The sequence below is a fragment of the Gordonia liuliyuniae genome (assembly GCF_021739025.1).
Taxonomy (GTDB): domain Bacteria; phylum Actinomycetota; class Actinomycetes; order Mycobacteriales; family Mycobacteriaceae; genus Gordonia; species Gordonia liuliyuniae.
Map to the genome: position 1 here is coordinate 20,864 of NZ_JAKKOT010000006.1, position 16,573 is coordinate 37,436.

Sequence of the window (16,573 nt, forward strand, 5' to 3'; positions counted from 1 at the left end):
GAGCTCATAGCTCGAGTGCGCTCAACTGGTCAGGCCACCGGAGCGTTGACGTCGGCAGGCAGTGCCGCGCGAGCGACCTCGACGAGACCGGTGAAGGCCGCCGGGTCGGTGATCGCGATGTCGGACAGGACCTTGCGGTCGACCTCGACGCCTGCGAGCTTCAAGCCCTGGATGAGGCGGTTGTACGTGATGTCGTTCGCGCGGGCCGCAGCGTTGATGCGGGTGATCCACAGCTTGCGGAAGTCGCCCTTGCGCTGACGACGGTCACGGTACGCGTACGTCATCGAGTGGAGCTGCTGCTCCTTCGCCTTGCGGTACAGGCGCGACCGCTGTCCGCGGTAGCCCTTCGATGCCTCGAGAGTTGCGCGGCGCTTCTTCTGGGCGTTGACCGCCCTTTTCACACGTGCCATTAGTCTGTAATCCTTTTACGTCGTCTCAGGGGAAGATCAGCGGTTGAGCAGTCGCTTGATGCGCGGGGCGTCGTTTTCGCTCACCACGGTGGTGCCGTCGAGACGGCGGGTGACGCGCGACGACTTGTGCTCGAGGAGGTGGCGCTTGCCTGCCTTCTGACGAACGATCTTGCCGCTGCCGGTCACCTTGAAACGCTTCGCGGTGCCCTTGTGGGTCTTGCTCTTCGGCATGGGTTTTCCTTAAATCAGGCGAACTCCAGCCGCACCGGATCACCGGTGCTGCTCGAATCCACTTAGGTACGGAGTTCTTCTTATGGACCTATTCGGATGACTGCTGGGCCTTGGCCCGCGTCTTCGCGCCCTTGTGCGGGGCCAGGACCATCGTCATGTTGCGGCCGTCCTGCTTCGCCGATGTCTCGACGAAGCCGTATTCCGCGACGTCGTTGCCCAACCGCTGCAGCAGACGGAAACCGAGTTCGGGACGCGACTGCTCGCGGCCACGGAACATAATGGTCACCTTCACCTTGGAACCCGCTTCGAGGAACCGGACGACGTGACCCTTCTTGGTCTCGTAGTCGTGGTCGTCGATCTTCGGGCGGAGCTTCTGCTCCTTGATGACGGTCATCTGCTGGTTGCGGCGGGATTCGCGCTTCTTCTGCGCCGCCTCGTACTTGAACTTGCCGTAGTCCATGATCTTGCACACGGGCGGGCGCGCGTCAGGCGCGACCTCGACCAGATCCAAGTCGGCGTCGTAAGCCAGGCGGAGCGCATCTTCAACACGCACGATGCCCACCTGCTCTCCCCCGGGTCCGACCAGACGGACCTCGGGAACGCGGATGCGCTCATTGATGCGGGTTTCAGTGCTGATGGGGCCTCCTCGATAAATGGTTACTCACGTGGCCGGCCAGGAGAACTGGCAGCTCGAGGAGATCGAGACCGAATAAACACCGTCGTGCGCAGAGCTTCACCTCTGCGATCGATCGCAGGTGACGCTCCGTCGTCTCGCGACGGTGTGACCGGAACCGGACAACAGCGGGCGTGTCGGCCTGCGTCGTACGGTGGGACTCGAGTTCCTCTTGCTACCCCGGCGTCAACCGGAGCGGTCATGCTGTGAAAGTCTAACAGGCGTGAGCGCTAACTCCTATTCGACCGGCGACCCCTCCTCCGACGACACGCATGCGCATGTCGCGCCGGGTGGGGCTGCTGATGACAACGTCCGCGAACTCGCGACGATTCCCGCCGTCGAGGTGACCACTCGCGCGGCGATCATGCTGATGAGCGCTGCCGCCGAGAAGATCGGCCCCGAAGCGGGCGGTGAAGCCGAGCACCAGGATCTTCCCGAAGCCCGCGCGCTCGTCACCGCGCTCGCCGGTCTGGTGACCGCCGCGTCACCCGACCTCGGCCTGCACCGAAAGCCGATCATGGACGGACTCAAGGCGCTGCAGTCGGCGTTCCGCGAGGCGTCCGCGTACCCGGACGAGCCCGGCGAGGGACCCGGCGAGAAGTACACCGGTCCGGTCAAGGGCTGATCCGGCTAGCCTGGGGACATGACCACTCCAGGCGAGCCCGAATACATCGACGCCGAGATCGTCGAGGCCGTCTCCTCCCCCGACTTCACGCCGACCGTGCACGCACCGTCGGCCGAGGAGGTTACCGGGTACACCGACTCCGGCGTCCCGACGTTCGACTTCGTCCGCGACAAGATCGAGCATCGCACCGCCACCGCGGACGGCGGTCAGTTCCTCGCCGAGTCCGGCCAGGAGGCCGCCGCGATCGACGAGGCGATGGCCGCACGTGACGACGCCGCGAAGCGCAAACTCGACGAGATCCGCAAGTCGATGGGGCTGTAGCCTCACCCCCCAGGCAGCCTCACCCCCCAGGCAGCCTCACCCCAGGCAGCCTCACCCCTGCCGGTCGCACCGCGTCCGGCACCGGCCGGCTTCACGCTCCGGTGACCGGCGGGACGGCGATGCACGGAACCGGCCTCGGATGCGCCGGGTCGAGGGCGTTCAACACAAGAGCCGCACTCCGCCGGTTCGCGACGATCGACATGTGGTCGGAATGGTCCTTCCCGCACCCGTCCTGCACCGTGATGTTCCGGACGTCCGTGCCCGCCGGACCATCGAGGAGCCCCACACTGTACGGCGTGACGATCGTGTCGTGGCTGGTGACGATGTTCGTGTAGCGCACCCCGGGCAGATACGGCGTCGGGAGCCGGACCGCACGATTGAAGTTGAGATCGGCTGGCGGCGCCGTGCAGTCTCGGCAGTCGGGTCTGGGTTCTTCCTTGACGCCCAACAGCTTTCGGATCCGGCCGACCGCGTCGCCGAGTTCGTCGTCCTGGTCGGGCCCCTGCCTCCAGTACGGCGCGAGAGAGATGTACGCGTTCACGTGCCCGGCCCCGCCGAGGTACTTCATCCAGTAGGTGGGGTGCTCCGTCCCCTGCGAGTGCCCGACCACGTCGAGTTCGTCCGAGCCGGTCGCTGCCAGGACACGGTCGGCGAACGACTTGATCTGCCACGAACTGTCGACCTTCGGGCCGAGCCCACCGATCGCCGACGCCGGCCAGCGCGCGCTGAGCGCCCCGTACGTCGGCGCGAACACACAGTAGCCGTCGCCGACGAGAACCGCGGCAAGCGTCGCCCAGTTCGTCTGACGTCCCCCACCGGTCCCGTGTACGAGCATCACCGAGCGGGGATGCTTCGCTGTCGGTCGGCAACCGAAATCGTTGGTCCCCGGCAGCGAACCGCCGGGGTTCGCGAGTTCGGCGCGGATCCCGTCCAGGAAGCTGTAGGTGATCGGCGCAGCATGCGCGGGCGAGGCCACCATCCCGGTCAGACCGACTCCCGTCCAACACAGCGCGGCGACCACGACGACGATCCCGGAGACCAGCGAACGACCCATGACGTCACGCTAGTGCCTCGCGAACGGCAGGCGAAGCCTATCGACGAGGCATGCTGCGAGAATCCCGCGCTACGAGGACGACCGTCTGCCCGTCGTCGCCGTCGACGATGCGCGTCCGGTAACCGATCTCGTCCGCAAGCGCCGCGGCCGCGGCGACCTGACCGCGATGCAGCTCCAGCGCGACGGCTCCGCCCGGAACCAGAACCTCACGCGAGGCTCCGACGAGCCGTCGCACCGCGTCGAGCCCGTCCGATCCACCGAACAGCGCCGCAGGCGGTTCGTGGTCGACGGCTTCGGCTGGCAACAGCCCGGCGTAAGAGTCGGGCACGTACGGCGTGACGGCGGCGACGACAGCGACTCGTCCGAGCATCGGCTCCGGCAGCGCCGCGAGCAGGTCGCCGCGGTGAGCGTCAGCGGTGGGGACGTTACGGCGTGCGAAGTGCAGCGCACGCTCATCGGTGTCGGTGAGTATCACCGGCGTGCCCGGTGACGCCCTCGCGACCCAGGCACCGATCGGCGCCACCCCACAGCACGCCTCGACAAAGACGCCGTCGATGCCGCGAATCAGTTCTGTGCCGAGCAGTTCTGTACTGACCAGTTTCGCGGCGACCGCAGCCAACAGCAGCGACCGCTGTCGAGGCACGAAGACTCCGGTGCCGACGTGCAGGTCGAGACCGCCGAATTCGACGCGTCCGACGATGTGCTCGAGCGGCTCCCCCGCAGCCCGGCGTCGAACCCACGCGTCCAACTGCCCGTCATCGCGAACCCAGCGGCGCAGGACACGCGCCTCGTCGTCCGCGAACACGCAGCCCGCGGACTTCAACGCATCGACGACGGGGTCGATCAGCCTGCCTCTTCGACCGGTGGGAGGACGTCGCCGATGAATCTGCCCGTGTGCGACTCCGGAACAGCCGCGACCGCCTCCGGCGTGCCCTGTGCGACGACGGTGCCGCCACCGTTGCCGCCTTCGGGGCCCATGTCGATGATCCAGTCGGCCGTCTTGATGACATCGAGGTTGTGTTCGATGACGATCACCGTGTTGCCCTTGTCAACGAGTCCGTTGATCACCAGCAGGAGTTTACGGATGTCTTCGAAGTGCAGACCGGTGGTCGGCTCGTCGAGAATGTAGACGGTGCGGCCCGTCGACCGCTTCTGCAGTTCGGACGCCAGCTTCACACGCTGCGCTTCACCACCGGACAGGGTCGGCGCAGGCTGACCGAGTCGGACGTAGCCGAGCCCGACCTCGACGAGTGTCTTCAAGTAGCGGTGGATCGACGTGACCGGCTCGAAGAAGTCAGCGGCCTCGTCGATCGGCATGTCGAGCACTTCCGCGATCGTCTTGCCCTTGTAGTGCACTTCGAGCGTCTCGCGGTTGTAGCGCGCGCCGTGGCACACCTCGCACGGGACATACACGTCGGGTAGGAAGTTCATCTCGATCTTGATGGTGCCTTCACCCATGCACGCTTCGCATCGTCCGCCCTTGACGTTGAACGAGAAGCGCCCCGGTTGATAGCCGCGGACCTTCGCCTCGGTCGTCGCCGCGAACAGCGTGCGGATCTTGTCGAAGACGCCCGTGTAGGTCGCCGGGTTCGAGCGCGGGGTACGCCCGATCGGCGACTGGTCCACCTGGACGAGCTTGTCCAGGTGTTCGAGGCCCTTGATCCGGGTGTGGTGTCCGGGAACCTGGCGGGCGCCGTTCAGCTTGTTTGCCAACACGGTCGCGAGGATGTCGTTGACGAGCGTCGACTTGCCCGACCCGGACACGCCGGTGACCGCGGTGACAACACCGAGCGGGAACGAGACGTCGATCCCGCGCAGGTTGTTCTCACGCGCTCCGACGACGGTCACCTGACGCTTCTTGTCGATCGGACGTCGGACGGCAGGAACGTCGAGCACTTCCCGACCGGACAGGTAGGCGCCCGTCAGTGAAGCCTCGTTGGCCAGGAGGCCCGCGTAGTCGCCGCTGTGCACCACCTGTCCGCCGTGCTCGCCCGCACGCGGACCGATGTCGACGATCCAGTCGGCTGCCCGAATCGTGTCCTCATCGTGTTCGACGACGATCAGCGTGTTGCCCAGGTCGCGCAACCGGACCAAGGTGTCGATCAGCCGGCGATTGTCACGCTGGTGAAGGCCGATCGACGGCTCGTCCAACACGTAGAGGACGCCCGCCAGACCAGCACCGATCTGCGTCGCGAGACGGATGCGCTGCGCTTCGCCGCCCGACAGCGACCCCGCCGCGCGCGAGAGCGACAGGTATTCGAGGCCGACGTCGAGCAGGAACCGGATGCGGGCCTGCACCTCTTTGAGGACGCGGCCCGCGATCGCGGCCTCACGCTCACCGAGCCGCAATCCGTCGAGGTATTCGGCGCATTCGGCCACCGACAGCGCGGTCACGTCGGCGATCGACTTCGCGCCGTGCACCGGATTGTCGATGGTGACAGCGAGGATCTCGGGACGCAGCCGGGTGCCGCTGCACGCCGGGCACGGCACGTCGCGCATGTAGCCCTCGTACCGGTCCTTCATCTGCTCGGACTCGGTGGCATCGGCGCGGCGCGACAGGAACGACATCACACCCTCGAACTCGGTGTAGTACGACCGAACACGTCCGTAGCGGTTCTTGAACCGGACGTGCACCTGGTGGTCGGACCCGTTGAGCAGTGCCGAACGCGCGTTCTTCGGCAACGACCCCCACGGGGTGTCGACGTCGAACCCCATCTGTTCGCCGAGCCCCTCCATCAGACGGAGAAAGTACGCCGCGTTGTGGCCGGTGGACCACGGCGCGACCGCGCCGTCGCGCAGAGTGCTGTCCGGGTCGGGGACGACGAGCGACTCGTCGACCTCCTTCTGGACGCCGAGACCGTCGCACGACGGGCACGCTCCGTACGGCGAGTTGAACGAGAACGCGCGCGGCTCGAGGTCGTCGATGGCGATCGGATGGGCGTTGGGGCACGCCATCTTCTCCGAGAACCGACGTTCGCGGTCCGGGTCGTTCTCGTCGAGATCAACGAAGTCGAGGACGATGATGCCGTCCGCCAGTCGGAGCGCGGTCTCGATCGAATCGGTGAGGCGCTGTTTGGCAGACGCCTTGACGACGAGTCGGTCGACGACGACGTCGACGTCGTGCTTCTCCTGCTTCTTGAGCTTGGGCGGGTCGGCCAATTGGTGGACGACACCGTCGATGCGCGCACGCGCGAAGCCCTGGGTCTGCAGGTCGGCGAAGAGGTCGACGAACTCGCCCTTGCGCGTCCGTACGACGGGCGCGAGCACTTGGAACCGGGTGCCCTCGTCCATCTCGAGGATCTGGTCGACGATCTGCTGCGGCGTCTGCCGTTCGATGCGTTCCCCGCACACCGGGCAGTGCGCGGTCCCCGCGCGGGCGTACAGCAGGCGGAGGTAGTCGTACACCTCGGTGATGGTGCCGACCGTGGACCGCGGGTTGCGGTTGGTCGACTTCTGGTCGATCGACACCGCGGGCGAGAGCCCCTCGATGAAGTCGACGTCCGGCTTGTCCATCTGTCCGAGGAACTGCCGCGCGTACGCCGACAGCGATTCGACGTAGCGGCGTTGCCCTTCGGCGAAGATCGTGTCGAACGCCAACGACGACTTGCCCGAACCCGACAGTCCCGTGAACACGACCAGCGAGTCGCGGGGCAGGTCGACATCGACGCCACGCAGATTGTGTTCGCGCGCGCCACGGACGATGAGCCGATCAACCACTACTTTTCCCTTACATCTGACAACAGTTCCCCCAGGGCGCCAGAGTACGCGGCCCCTCCGACAATCTGCCGTTCGAAGTGACCACGACGACGGCCGACGGTGTCGCACACAACAGTTAGCCTGGAGACATGAACCCGCAGATCACCGTCTCCGACCAGTACACCGGCAACGTCTCCCCGGACGGCGACGACCAGCAGCACAAGGCCCAGCGACGTGACCTCGACAACGCGACCGTGGTGAAGCTGTCGGTCGGGCCGATGGACAACAACGCCTACGTGATCACCGACGAGGCCACCGGTGACGCGTTGCTGATCGACGCAGCCAACGACGCAGGCGTCCTGTTGGCACTCGCCGAACAGATCCCCGGCACCATCGGGCAGATCGTCACCACGCACGGCCACCCGGACCACTGGCTGGCACTCGACGAGGTCCGCACCGGCCTCGACGTGCCGCACGCGGTCGGCGCGGAGGACGCCGAGGCCCTCCCCATCACACCCGACCGACTCCTCGCCCACGGTGACACGGTGACCGTCGGTGAGCTGACACTGGACGTGATCGGCATCGTCGGCCACACCCGCGGGTCGGTGACGCTCGCCCTCACCGAAGACTCCGGCCGCGTTCACCTGTTCACCGGCGACTCCCTGTTCCCGGGCGGTGTCGGAAAGACGTGGGAGCCGGGTGACTTCGACATCCTCCTCAACCATGTCGAGACCAGACTGTTCGACCGCTACGGCGACGACACCGCCGTCTACCCCGGTCACGGCGTCGACACATCGCTCGGCGCGGAACGCGCGAACCTGCCCGAGTGGCGTGCCCGCGGTTGGTGATTCGTCTCGACAGACGACGTGGGATCGGTACCGTCGAAGAAGACGGCGCGTTCGGATCGATGGTCTTGCGACCCCTGATCGCTTCGAGCACGGTGTCTTTCAACTCGACGAGAAGAAAGGCAGATCTCATGTTCCTTCGACGAATCGCCCGCCCACTGCTCGGCGCAGCCTTCATCGCGTCCGGCGTCGATGCGGTGCGCATGCCGTCCGGGCCTGCTCGTACCGCGGAGCCCCTCCTCGAATCGGTTCCCACCGATACGGAGAACGTGATCCGCGCGACCGGTGTCGTCCAGATCGGCGCAGGCATCGCTCTCGCCGCCGGTAAGGCGCCCCGCGTCGCCTCGACCGTGCTGGCCGGCACGCTCGTCCCGACCACGGTGTTCGCCAGCGACTTCTGGAACGAGACCGATCCGGACCGCAGACGGGCCAAGCAATCGGACTTCATCAAAAACATCGGCCTCCTCGGCGGCGTGTTGATCGCGTCGGCGGACACCGAAGGCAAGCCGTCCCTCGGCTGGCGTGGGCGACGTGGGCTCGACCAGGCGCAGGAGCGAGTCGTCGGTGCGCTGCCCGCCCGATCTGAGGCCGCACACGCCTGGGACGGAGCCGCCGAGCGCGCCGAGCACTGGGCGCACGACGTCGCAGACCGGCTGCCACTGGACGCGGTGGCCGCCCGTGCCTCGCACGCGGCCGATGTCGCGAAGTCGCAGGCGCACGACGTCGCCGAGACGGTGTCGCACCGGGCTCCGGAAGTCTTCGACGCTGTCCGCGGCCGCGCCGAGCACATCGCGGGCGAAGTGAGTGACCGGGCCCCGGATGTCGCGGCGCACGCACGGGACGTCGCCGAGCAGACCGGCGAGAAGGCTGCTCGACGCGCAGCCACGTGGCGCAAGTCGATCGCAGGCTGACCTGTTCGGCGTGCCCCCAGTCGGATCCGAGGCCGTCGGGGGCGACGCCACTCGTCGGCGAACGTCGGTAATATGGAACGACTGTGAGCGCGCCCAAGCCCGATACCCCCAATCCCGACCCAGTTCCGCACACCCCAGTTCCGGACCAAACTGTTCCGGATCCCCGTCTGGCTGACGAACAGGTGCATCTCGATGCCGTGTATGCGCGCCTCGACCGCATGCGCGCGACCACACGTCGTCGGCTGAGCGAGACGCTCCGCGAATCAGCGGGAACCCCGCAGGCACTGTCCGAGCGCGAATCGTACGAGCGCATGTACAGCGACGACCTGACCAAGATCGACGCAGCCGAACACAACCTGTACTTCGGTCGGCTCGACATGGCCTCCGCCTCGGTCGACGACGAAGTCCGGCGCATCGGCCGTATCGGCATCCTCGACGACGACGAACGCGACACCACTCTCCTCCTCGACTGGCGTGCTCCGTTGGCGCGACCGTTCTATCTCGCGACCCCCGCAGCCCCCGAGGACGTCGAACGCCGACGCCACATCCGGACCCGCTCGCGCACGGTCCGGAGCGTCTCCGACGAGAACCTGCTGTCGGGACGCATCGACGACGCCGCGGCGGGCGCCAACGTGGTGAACGAGTCCGCGCTCGTCGACGCGTTGAACGCCGCGCGCACCGGCGAGATGACCGACATCGTCGAGACGATCCAGCGCGAGCAGGACGAGATCATCCGGTCGACACACCGCGGGGTGGTCGTCGTCCAGGGCGGGCCGGGTACCGGCAAGACCGCCGTCGCCCTCCACCGCGCGGCGTATCTCCTCTACACGCACCGCGATCTGCTCTCGCGCAGCGGCGTGCTCATCCTCGGCCCCAACGAAGACTTCCTGCGGTACATCGGTCAGGTGCTGCCGTCCCTCGGCGAGACCGGTGTGCTGTTGTCGACGGTCGGCGACCTGTTCCCGGACGTCACCGCTCGCGGACACGATTCACGTGAAGCGACCGCGCTCAAGGGCGACCAGCGGATGCTCAACGTCGTGCGCGCGGCCGTCCGGGCCCGCCAGTCGCTGCCGGGAAGAGACGTCGTCGTCCGATTCGACGGCTACGACCTGCCGATCGACGCCGAGGTCATCAAGACGGCGCGGGCGGACGCCCGTTCGACCCGCCGGGCGCACAATCTCGCGCAGCGCGCGTTTCTACGCGCGGCGCTCGACGAGCTCGCCGACGTCCACGCCCGCCGCATCGGCGCGAGTGAACTCGACGGCTCGCAACTGTTGACTGCCGCCGACCTCGAAGACATCCGAGCCGAACTCGAAGCGGACCCGCACGTCGTCGCCGCCGTGACCGAGTACTGGCCGACGCTCACTCCGCAGGGTGTGCTGCGCGACCTGTACGACGATCCGGGCTTCCTGCGAAAGGCGACCCGCGGGTGGACCGATGCTGAACGCGACGCCCTGTACCGTCCTGCCCGGCCCCTCGCGAACGATGCCGACCTGTCGCCCGGCGATGTCCCTCTCCTCGACGAGCTCGCCGAACTCATCGGCTACCGAACAGACGAGGCGGACCGAATCAATCGCGCCCGCTGGCGTCAGAAGCTGTCCGAGGCGCAGGACGCTCTCGACATCCTCACCGGTTCCGCGCCGCAGGATCTCGAGGACGACCTCGACCCTGAGATCCTGATGGCGTACGACCTGATCGACGCCGAGCAACTCGCGGAACGCCAGGTGCACGTCGAACGTCGGACCACCGCCGAGCGTGCCTACGAGGATCGCACCTGGACATTCGGCCACGTGATCGTCGACGAGGCGCAGGAACTGTCGTCGATGGCGTGGCGAATGGTGATGCGGCGTATTCCTAACCGGTGGATGACCGTCATCGGCGACACCGCACAGACCGGCGACGCCGCGGGAGCCACCTCGTGGCGCGAGGTATTCGAACCATACGTCGCCAATCGGTGGCGGCTACACGAGCTCACCGTCAACTATCGGACTCCGTCGGAGATCACGCGGTACGCCAACCGGGTACTGGCGTGGATCGACCCCGACTTGGAGGCGCCGACGTCGTTGCGGTCCAACGGAATCGATCCGTACGCCGTATCCGGCGACGACATCGCGGCGACTGTCGCTGAGCTCGTCTCCGCCGACGAGTGGGCGGGGCTGACGACAGTGATCGCGTCGGACGGGACCGCCGATGAGGTCCGCGCAGGGCTCACCGACCTCGGGTCGGACGTCTCGGTCCACGCGATCACCGCGGCGAAGGGTCTCGAGTTCGATTCGGTGATCCTCGCCGAACCGGCCGATCTCGTCGCCGAATCGCCCCGTGGGTACAACGACCTGTACGTGGCGCTGACTCGCGCGACCCAGCGGCTCGTCGTCGTACACGCGAGGGCGCTGCCGCCGGACCTCGCCGACATGCCTCGACTCCGCTGAATCAGCGGAGTCGAGGCACACGGAGACGCAGTGACGTGAACTACGTGGTGTGCACGATCAGGACGTCGCAGGCCGCCTTGCGGGCGACGTCCGCGGGGACCGAGCCGAGGAGTCGGCCTGCGATCGAGTTCAGTCCGCGGTTGCCGACGACCAGCAGGTCGGCTTGCACGTCGACGATCAGCTGAAGCAGCGCGTCGACGGGCGCGCCCTGGACGGCTCGCTGCACGACGGTCGTCGCACCGGCTCCGAGCGCGCGCTCCTTCGCGGTCCGCAGGATCTCTTCGGTCGGTGATGACCCCATCACCTGGTATGCCTCGTCGCGCAGGGCGTCGGACGCTCCGGTCGCCGACTTCCCGTCGTTCGGGAAGTACGCGCACGCGATGACGACAGTCGCGTCGCCTGCGACCGCACCCGCGCGTTCGACGGCCTTCAGCGACGATTCCGATCCATCGGTGCCGACCACGATCGTCGAGTATCCGCTCATGTGTGAATTCCCTCCAGTGATGTCACAGGGGCTTGGCCGGGAAAGTCCAGGCGAACCCTTTTCCGACACCGAACATACCCTGTCGTAACCCGGAAACTCTCCTAGTTGGTAGCCACTGTCGTCGAGGAATCACCGGCGACGACGATGAAAGCGCCGTCACTTGATGCCTGCGGCATCCATTCCGCGCAGTTCCTTCTTCAGATCCGCAATCTCGTCGCGGAGTCGTCCGGCGAGTTCGAACTGCAGATCTCGCGCCGCATTCATCATCTGGTCGGTCAGTTCGTGAACCAGATCTGCGAGTTCGGCGCGCGGCATCGACGACGTGTCCCGCTGCTCGTACACTCCGGCACTGACCGCCTTGGACACTTCGCCTTGCGCGCGGCGTCCGCGACTGGAGTTGCGTCCGGACCCGCCGATCTCGACGGTGTCGTCGGCCTCGGCGTACACCTTGTCGAGGATGTCGGCGATCTTCTTCCGCAACGGCTGCGGGTCGACGCCCTTCTCCGTGTTGTACGCGATCTGCTTGGCGCGACGACGCTCGGTCTCGTCGATCGCGTTCTGCATTGAATCGGTGATCTTGTCCGCATACATGTGGACTTGTCCCGACACATTTCGAGCCGCGCGGCCGACCGTTTGAATCAGCGAGGTGGTGCTTCGCAGGAAGCCTTCTTTGTCGGCGTCGAGAATCGCGACGAGTGACACCTCGGGAAGGTCGAGGCCTTCGCGGAGGAGGTTGATGCCGACGAGGACGTCGTACTCGCCGGTGCGGAGTTGACGGAGGAGTTCCACACGGCGCAATGTGTCGACCTCCGAATGCAGATACCGCACTCTGATCCCGAGTTCGAGGAGATAGTCGGTGAGATCTTCGGACATCTTCTTGGTGAGAGTGGTCACCAGGACGCGCTCGTCACGATCAGTGCGCTGACGGATCTCGTGCACGAGGTCGTCGATCTGCCCCTTCGTGGGTTTGACCACGATCTCCGGATCGAGAAGGCCGGTCGGTCGGATCACCTGCTCGACGAACTCGCCGCCGGACTGGCCGAGCTCATACGCACCGGGGGTCGCGGATAGGTACACGGTCTGCCCGATCCGGTCGACGAACTCATCCCAGGTGAGAGGCCGGTTGTCGACGGCCGACGGTAGCCGGAAGCCGAACTCGACAAGGTTCCGTTTACGAGACATGTCGCCTTCGTACATCGCACCGATCTGCGGGACCGTCACGTGAGACTCGTCGATCACCAGGAGGAAGTCGTCGGGAAAGTAGTCGATCAGGGTGGCGGGCGCGGTCCCCGGGCCACGTCCGTCGATGTGGCGCGAATAGTTCTCGATCCCCGAACAGAACCCGACTTGCCGCATCATCTCCAGGTCGTAGGTGGTGCGCATCCGCAGACGCTGCGCCTCCAGGAGCTTGCCTTTCGCCTCCAAGTCGGCGAGCCGCTCCTCGAGTTCGGCTTCGATGCTCGCCATCGCCTTCTCCATGCGCTCTGGTCCGGCCACGTAGTGCGTGGCCGGGAAGATCCGCAACGAATCGACCCGGCGGACGACGTCTCCGGTGAGCGGATGCAGATAGTAGAGCGCTTCGATCTCATCACCGAAGAACTCAATCCGGACCGCCAACTCCTCGTACGACGGGATGATCTCGACGGTGTCACCGCGCACGCGGAAACCGCCGCGCGTGAAGGACATGTCGTTGCGCGTGTACTGCACGTCGACGAGGAGCCGGAGCAACGCGTCACGGTCGACCGTCTCGCCGACGCCGAGCTCGATCGATCGATCGAGGTACGACTGCGGCGTGCCGAGACCGTAGATGCACGACACCGATGCCACGACCACGACGTCGCGTCGCGACAGCAGGTTCGACGTCGCCGAGTGCCGAAGCCGCTCGACGTCGTCGTTGATCGAGCTGTCCTTCTCGATGTAGGTGTCGGTCTGCGCGATGTACGCCTCGGGTTGGTAGTAGTCGTAGTACGACACGAAGTACTCGACGGCGTTGTTCGGCAGCATCTCGCGCAGTTCGTTCGCCAACTGCGCGGCGAGCGTTTTGTTCGGCGCCATCACGAGTGTCGGTCGCTGCACCTGTTCGATGAGCCACGCCGTGGTCGCCGACTTGCCGGTACCAGTCGCACCGAGGAGGACGACGTCCTTCTCCCCCGCCGCCAGCCGCTGCTGGAGGTCGGCGATCGCCGTGGGCTGGTCACCTGCGGGCTCGTACTCACTGACGACCTCGAACTCGCCGTCGGTTCGTTCGATGTCACCGACCGGCCTGAACTCCGAGTGCGCGATGACCGGTTTCTCCGCAGGGAATGCCATGCCACAAGGGTAGACACCACCACCGACATTCTGCCGATCCTCGGCGCGGACAGCGCCGGGCTGATGAAATCGAAGCGGCACCGTTTGACTCCGCCCCACCACAGCCCCGAGACGAGATGACCCAGGAGACGAAATGACTCAGAACCGAACTGATCTTTCCCGCCGCACCGTTCTCATCGCGGCGCCCATCACCGCCGTCGCGCTGGGCGCGGCCGCCTGCGGCAGCGACGACTCAAGTGGGTCGGACGGCGGGTCCACCGGGCAGACCTCCACCGGTCAAATGCTGACCGAGACGTCGAAGGTGCCGGTCGGTGGCGGCATCGTGGTCGGCGACGTCGTCGTCACACAGGCGAAGGAGGGCGAGTTCGCGGCGTTCTCGACGAAATGCCCCCACCAGGGGTGTGCCGTCGCACCGAAGGGCGACAAGCTCGACTGCCCTTGCCACGGAAGCGAATTCAATCTCGATGGATCGCTGGTGCGCGGCCCGGCTACGGAACCGCTGACGCCGGTCGCCGTGCAGGTGCGCGGGGTCGACGTCGTCCGAGCCTGACCGCTCAGACTCCGGTCACCTCACCGGTGTCGGCCACTCCGAACGCCGGATTGTAGACGAAGTCCCAGCGGAACCCGTCCGGGTCGGCGACGCATGCGCTCACGCCGCCCCACGGCTGCGCGGTCGGCTCGGTGATCGACACGGCTCCCGCATCGACCGCAAGACGATGCCACTCCGCGACGTCGTCAGCGGCCGACACGTTGTGGCCGAGGGACACCGGCGGCGCGAGTCGGCCGTGCCCGACCTCACCGTACTCAGACGGCATCTGCTCGACGTCCCACAACGCGATCATCAGGCCGTGCCCTGCCTGCACGAACGCGATCTCGTCGGCGACACGGTCGAGCAGTACGAAACCGAGTCCGGTCGTGTAGAACGCCGCAGACGCGGCCACGTCCCGAACACCGAGAGTGATCGCGGTGACGCTCGGTCCGGCCGGCGGAGGTGACGGGGGCGGGGAGTTCGTCATGGCCCCACGATAGAGGCCGGTTCCGACGCTCGTCGCCGAGTCTGCGCAGACGCACCGTGATCGCAGACGCACCGTGATCGTCGGCGGCTGCCGCTATGGTCGGCTCATGAGTTCATCCGGCGCCGTTGACGCGTACATCCATCCGCCGAAGGTGGAGGTGTTCGACGTTCCGGCGATGACGAACACCGACAACAAGGGGTTCCGGCGACCGGTGCTGGAGTACCGCGAGACGTCGTACGGGTTGTATATGTCGCGCACCGCCGATCATCCGCGGTTCACCCACCTCGAGGTCTGGCTCCTGCCCGCGCTCGGTCTGCGCGCCAACATCTTCCACTTCGTGGACGGGTACCGCCCGAACCAACGCCTGTACCTGGACGTCGGTGAGTTCAGCGGCCCCGACGCCGACGGGCGTTGGCACGCGGTCGACTGGTACCTCGACCTGATCGATGAGGCCGAACGCCCCCTTCGACTGGTCGACGTGGACGAGATCTTCCAGGCGCACGCGGCAGGGCTGTTGACCACGGCCGAGTGTGCGAAGGCCGTGGAGATCTCGACGATCACGATGACCGGTTCGGCCGTCGCAGGCGGGGTTCAGGCCTGGCTCGACATGCAGATCGGCGAGCCGCTGACGTGGATCGACACCGCGTGACCTCCGAAACTCGCATGGACCGTCAACGGCCCATGCGTCTCTCGATCCCGTCGAGCAGCGCGGCGAGGCCCAGTTCGAATCCGTCCACCCCGCTTCCAGGTGCCCCGTACCGCTCACCGACGGCGGTCCCGACTCGGGTGGCGAGCGGGTAGCGGCCGTCCGGCATCACCGCGGCCAGCTCCGGGCCGACCACGCCCCACCACTGCGGGTCGGTCATCGCACCCTTGGACGCCGCCCGCGCGCCGACTGCGTCGCGCGCGCTTCCGGCGGCAAACGATTCCACGAGCGTGATGAGCGCATCGCGTTCGACGTCGTCGACCGGCAGTTCGTCGATCGCCGCGAGTTGCGCCTCATATCGCTGCAGTCTGCCGGGGCCGAGCGCATCCCGCCACGGCGAGACCTCCAGCAGCCAGGGGTGCTCGAGATAGCCGGCCCGCACATCGCGAGCCGTGGCCGTCAGTGACTCGCGGACAGTGGCACCCGGCGCGGGCACGCCGCGTTCGAGCGCGACGGCGTCGACCATGAGCGCGATCAGGACATCGCGTGTCGGCACGTATGTGTACACGCTCATCGCGCCGATGCCGAGACGCCTCGCGAGCGTCCGGACAGTCATCGCGGCGAGCCCGTCGGCGTCGGCGAGCGCGATCGCCTCGGCCACGACCTCATCGACGGTGAACCGTTGTCTCGGCCCCTTTCGCGGGCTCGCAGGCTCCGATTCAGCCCGCCACAGCAGCCTGACGAGCGCTTTCGCTTCCTCTTCGGGACTCATGGCACCTCTTCCCCGTACGGTGTACACTGCGGCGGTACTCCGTACACCGTACTCCACAGTGTTCGACGAAGAGGATGAGCCCTGAGTCTCGAAGTCACCTATCTCCCCGATCTCCACCAGTTCGCCGTCTGGTCGTCGCACCGTACCGAC

The 16,573-nt window shown here is 66.6% G+C and carries 17 protein-coding genes; 7 read left to right on the forward strand and 10 right to left on the reverse strand.

The window, feature by feature from the left end; translation table 11 throughout:
• Positions 1-29: 29 nt before the first annotated feature.
• The 3 genes from rplT to infC form a co-directional block, all read right to left on the reverse strand.
• Complete coding sequence (gene rplT, locus L5G28_RS13315) at positions 30-410, reverse strand: 50S ribosomal protein L20 (protein ID WP_236998402.1); 381 nt, start codon at positions 408-410, stop codon at positions 30-32.
• Between the two features lie 36 nt (positions 411-446).
• Positions 447-641, reverse strand: a complete 195-nt coding sequence (gene rpmI / locus L5G28_RS13320; protein WP_009678672.1) for a 50S ribosomal protein L35 — start codon at positions 639-641, stop codon at positions 447-449.
• Between the two features lie 88 nt (positions 642-729).
• A complete protein-coding gene (gene infC / locus L5G28_RS13325) occupies positions 730-1,296 on the reverse strand; it encodes a translation initiation factor IF-3 (RefSeq protein WP_236998742.1) in 567 nt (188 codons plus the stop codon).
• A gap of 241 nt (positions 1,297-1,537) precedes the next feature.
• Here infC and L5G28_RS13330 point away from each other — a divergent pair, with 241 nt between their 5' ends.
• Positions 1,538-1,939 carry a DUF1844 domain-containing protein gene (locus tag L5G28_RS13330; RefSeq protein WP_237001963.1) on the forward strand — a complete coding sequence of 134 codons (402 nt, stop codon included), beginning with the start codon at positions 1,538-1,540 and terminating at the stop codon, positions 1,937-1,939.
• An 18-nt stretch (positions 1,940-1,957) separates the two neighbouring features.
• On the forward strand, positions 1,958-2,260 hold the full coding sequence (locus L5G28_RS13335) for a hypothetical protein (protein WP_237001964.1): 303 nt from the start codon (positions 1,958-1,960) through the stop codon (positions 2,258-2,260).
• 91 nt (positions 2,261-2,351) lie between these two features.
• Here L5G28_RS13335 and L5G28_RS13340 read toward each other — a convergent pair whose 3' ends face one another.
• The 3 genes from L5G28_RS13340 to uvrA are packed head-to-tail and all read right to left on the reverse strand — an operon-like array spanning position 2,352 to position 7,031.
• Positions 2,352-3,314: an esterase/lipase family protein gene (locus tag L5G28_RS13340; RefSeq protein WP_372477226.1), complete on the reverse strand. Its 963-nt coding sequence runs from the start codon at positions 3,312-3,314 to the stop codon at positions 2,352-2,354.
• 37 nt (positions 3,315-3,351) lie between these two features.
• Positions 3,352-4,137, reverse strand: coding sequence for a methyltransferase (locus L5G28_RS13345; protein WP_237001965.1), 786 nt, complete (start codon positions 4,135-4,137; stop codon positions 3,352-3,354).
• Between the two features lie 20 nt (positions 4,138-4,157).
• On the reverse strand, positions 4,158-7,031 hold the full coding sequence (gene uvrA / locus L5G28_RS13350) for an excinuclease ABC subunit UvrA (protein ID WP_237001966.1): 2,874 nt from the start codon (positions 7,029-7,031) through the stop codon (positions 4,158-4,160).
• 128 nt (positions 7,032-7,159) lie between these two features.
• Here uvrA and L5G28_RS13355 point away from each other — a divergent pair, with 128 nt between their 5' ends.
• The 3 genes from L5G28_RS13355 (at position 7,160) to L5G28_RS13365 (ending at position 11,195) form a co-directional block, all read left to right on the forward strand.
• Positions 7,160-7,858, forward strand: a complete 699-nt coding sequence (locus L5G28_RS13355) for an MBL fold metallo-hydrolase (protein WP_237001967.1) — start codon at positions 7,160-7,162, stop codon at positions 7,856-7,858.
• A gap of 128 nt (positions 7,859-7,986) precedes the next feature.
• Positions 7,987-8,766 (forward strand): DoxX family protein, encoded by a 780-nt coding sequence (locus L5G28_RS13360; protein ID WP_237001968.1) that lies wholly within the window; start codon positions 7,987-7,989, stop codon positions 8,764-8,766.
• A gap of 167 nt (positions 8,767-8,933) precedes the next feature.
• A complete protein-coding gene (locus L5G28_RS13365) occupies positions 8,934-11,195 on the forward strand; it encodes a HelD family protein (protein WP_265744340.1) in 2,262 nt (753 codons plus the stop codon).
• A gap of 40 nt (positions 11,196-11,235) precedes the next feature.
• Here L5G28_RS13365 and L5G28_RS13370 read toward each other — a convergent pair whose 3' ends face one another.
• Entirely contained in the window at positions 11,236-11,679 is a 444-nt protein-coding gene (locus L5G28_RS13370) for a universal stress protein (RefSeq protein WP_236998411.1), read from the reverse strand.
• Positions 11,680-11,835: 156 nt separating this feature from the next.
• On the reverse strand, positions 11,836-13,989 hold the full coding sequence (gene uvrB / locus L5G28_RS13375) for an excinuclease ABC subunit UvrB (protein ID WP_236998412.1): 2,154 nt from the start codon (positions 13,987-13,989) through the stop codon (positions 11,836-11,838).
• Positions 13,990-14,122: 133 nt separating this feature from the next.
• Between uvrB and L5G28_RS13380 the strand changes: the two genes are divergently transcribed.
• Positions 14,123-14,539, forward strand: coding sequence for a QcrA and Rieske domain-containing protein (locus tag L5G28_RS13380; protein ID WP_237001969.1), 417 nt, complete (start codon positions 14,123-14,125; stop codon positions 14,537-14,539).
• A gap of 4 nt (positions 14,540-14,543) precedes the next feature.
• Here L5G28_RS13380 and L5G28_RS13385 read toward each other — a convergent pair whose 3' ends face one another.
• Entirely contained in the window at positions 14,544-15,005 is a 462-nt protein-coding gene (locus L5G28_RS13385; protein ID WP_237001970.1) for a VOC family protein, read from the reverse strand.
• 106 nt (positions 15,006-15,111) lie between these two features.
• Between L5G28_RS13385 and L5G28_RS13390 the strand changes: the two genes are divergently transcribed.
• A complete protein-coding gene (locus L5G28_RS13390; RefSeq protein ID WP_237001971.1) occupies positions 15,112-15,654 on the forward strand; it encodes a DUF402 domain-containing protein in 543 nt (180 codons plus the stop codon).
• A gap of 22 nt (positions 15,655-15,676) precedes the next feature.
• Here L5G28_RS13390 and L5G28_RS13395 read toward each other — a convergent pair whose 3' ends face one another.
• A complete protein-coding gene (locus L5G28_RS13395; RefSeq protein ID WP_237001972.1) occupies positions 15,677-16,423 on the reverse strand; it encodes a TetR/AcrR family transcriptional regulator C-terminal domain-containing protein in 747 nt (248 codons plus the stop codon).
• Between the last annotated feature and the right edge of the window lie 150 nt (positions 16,424-16,573).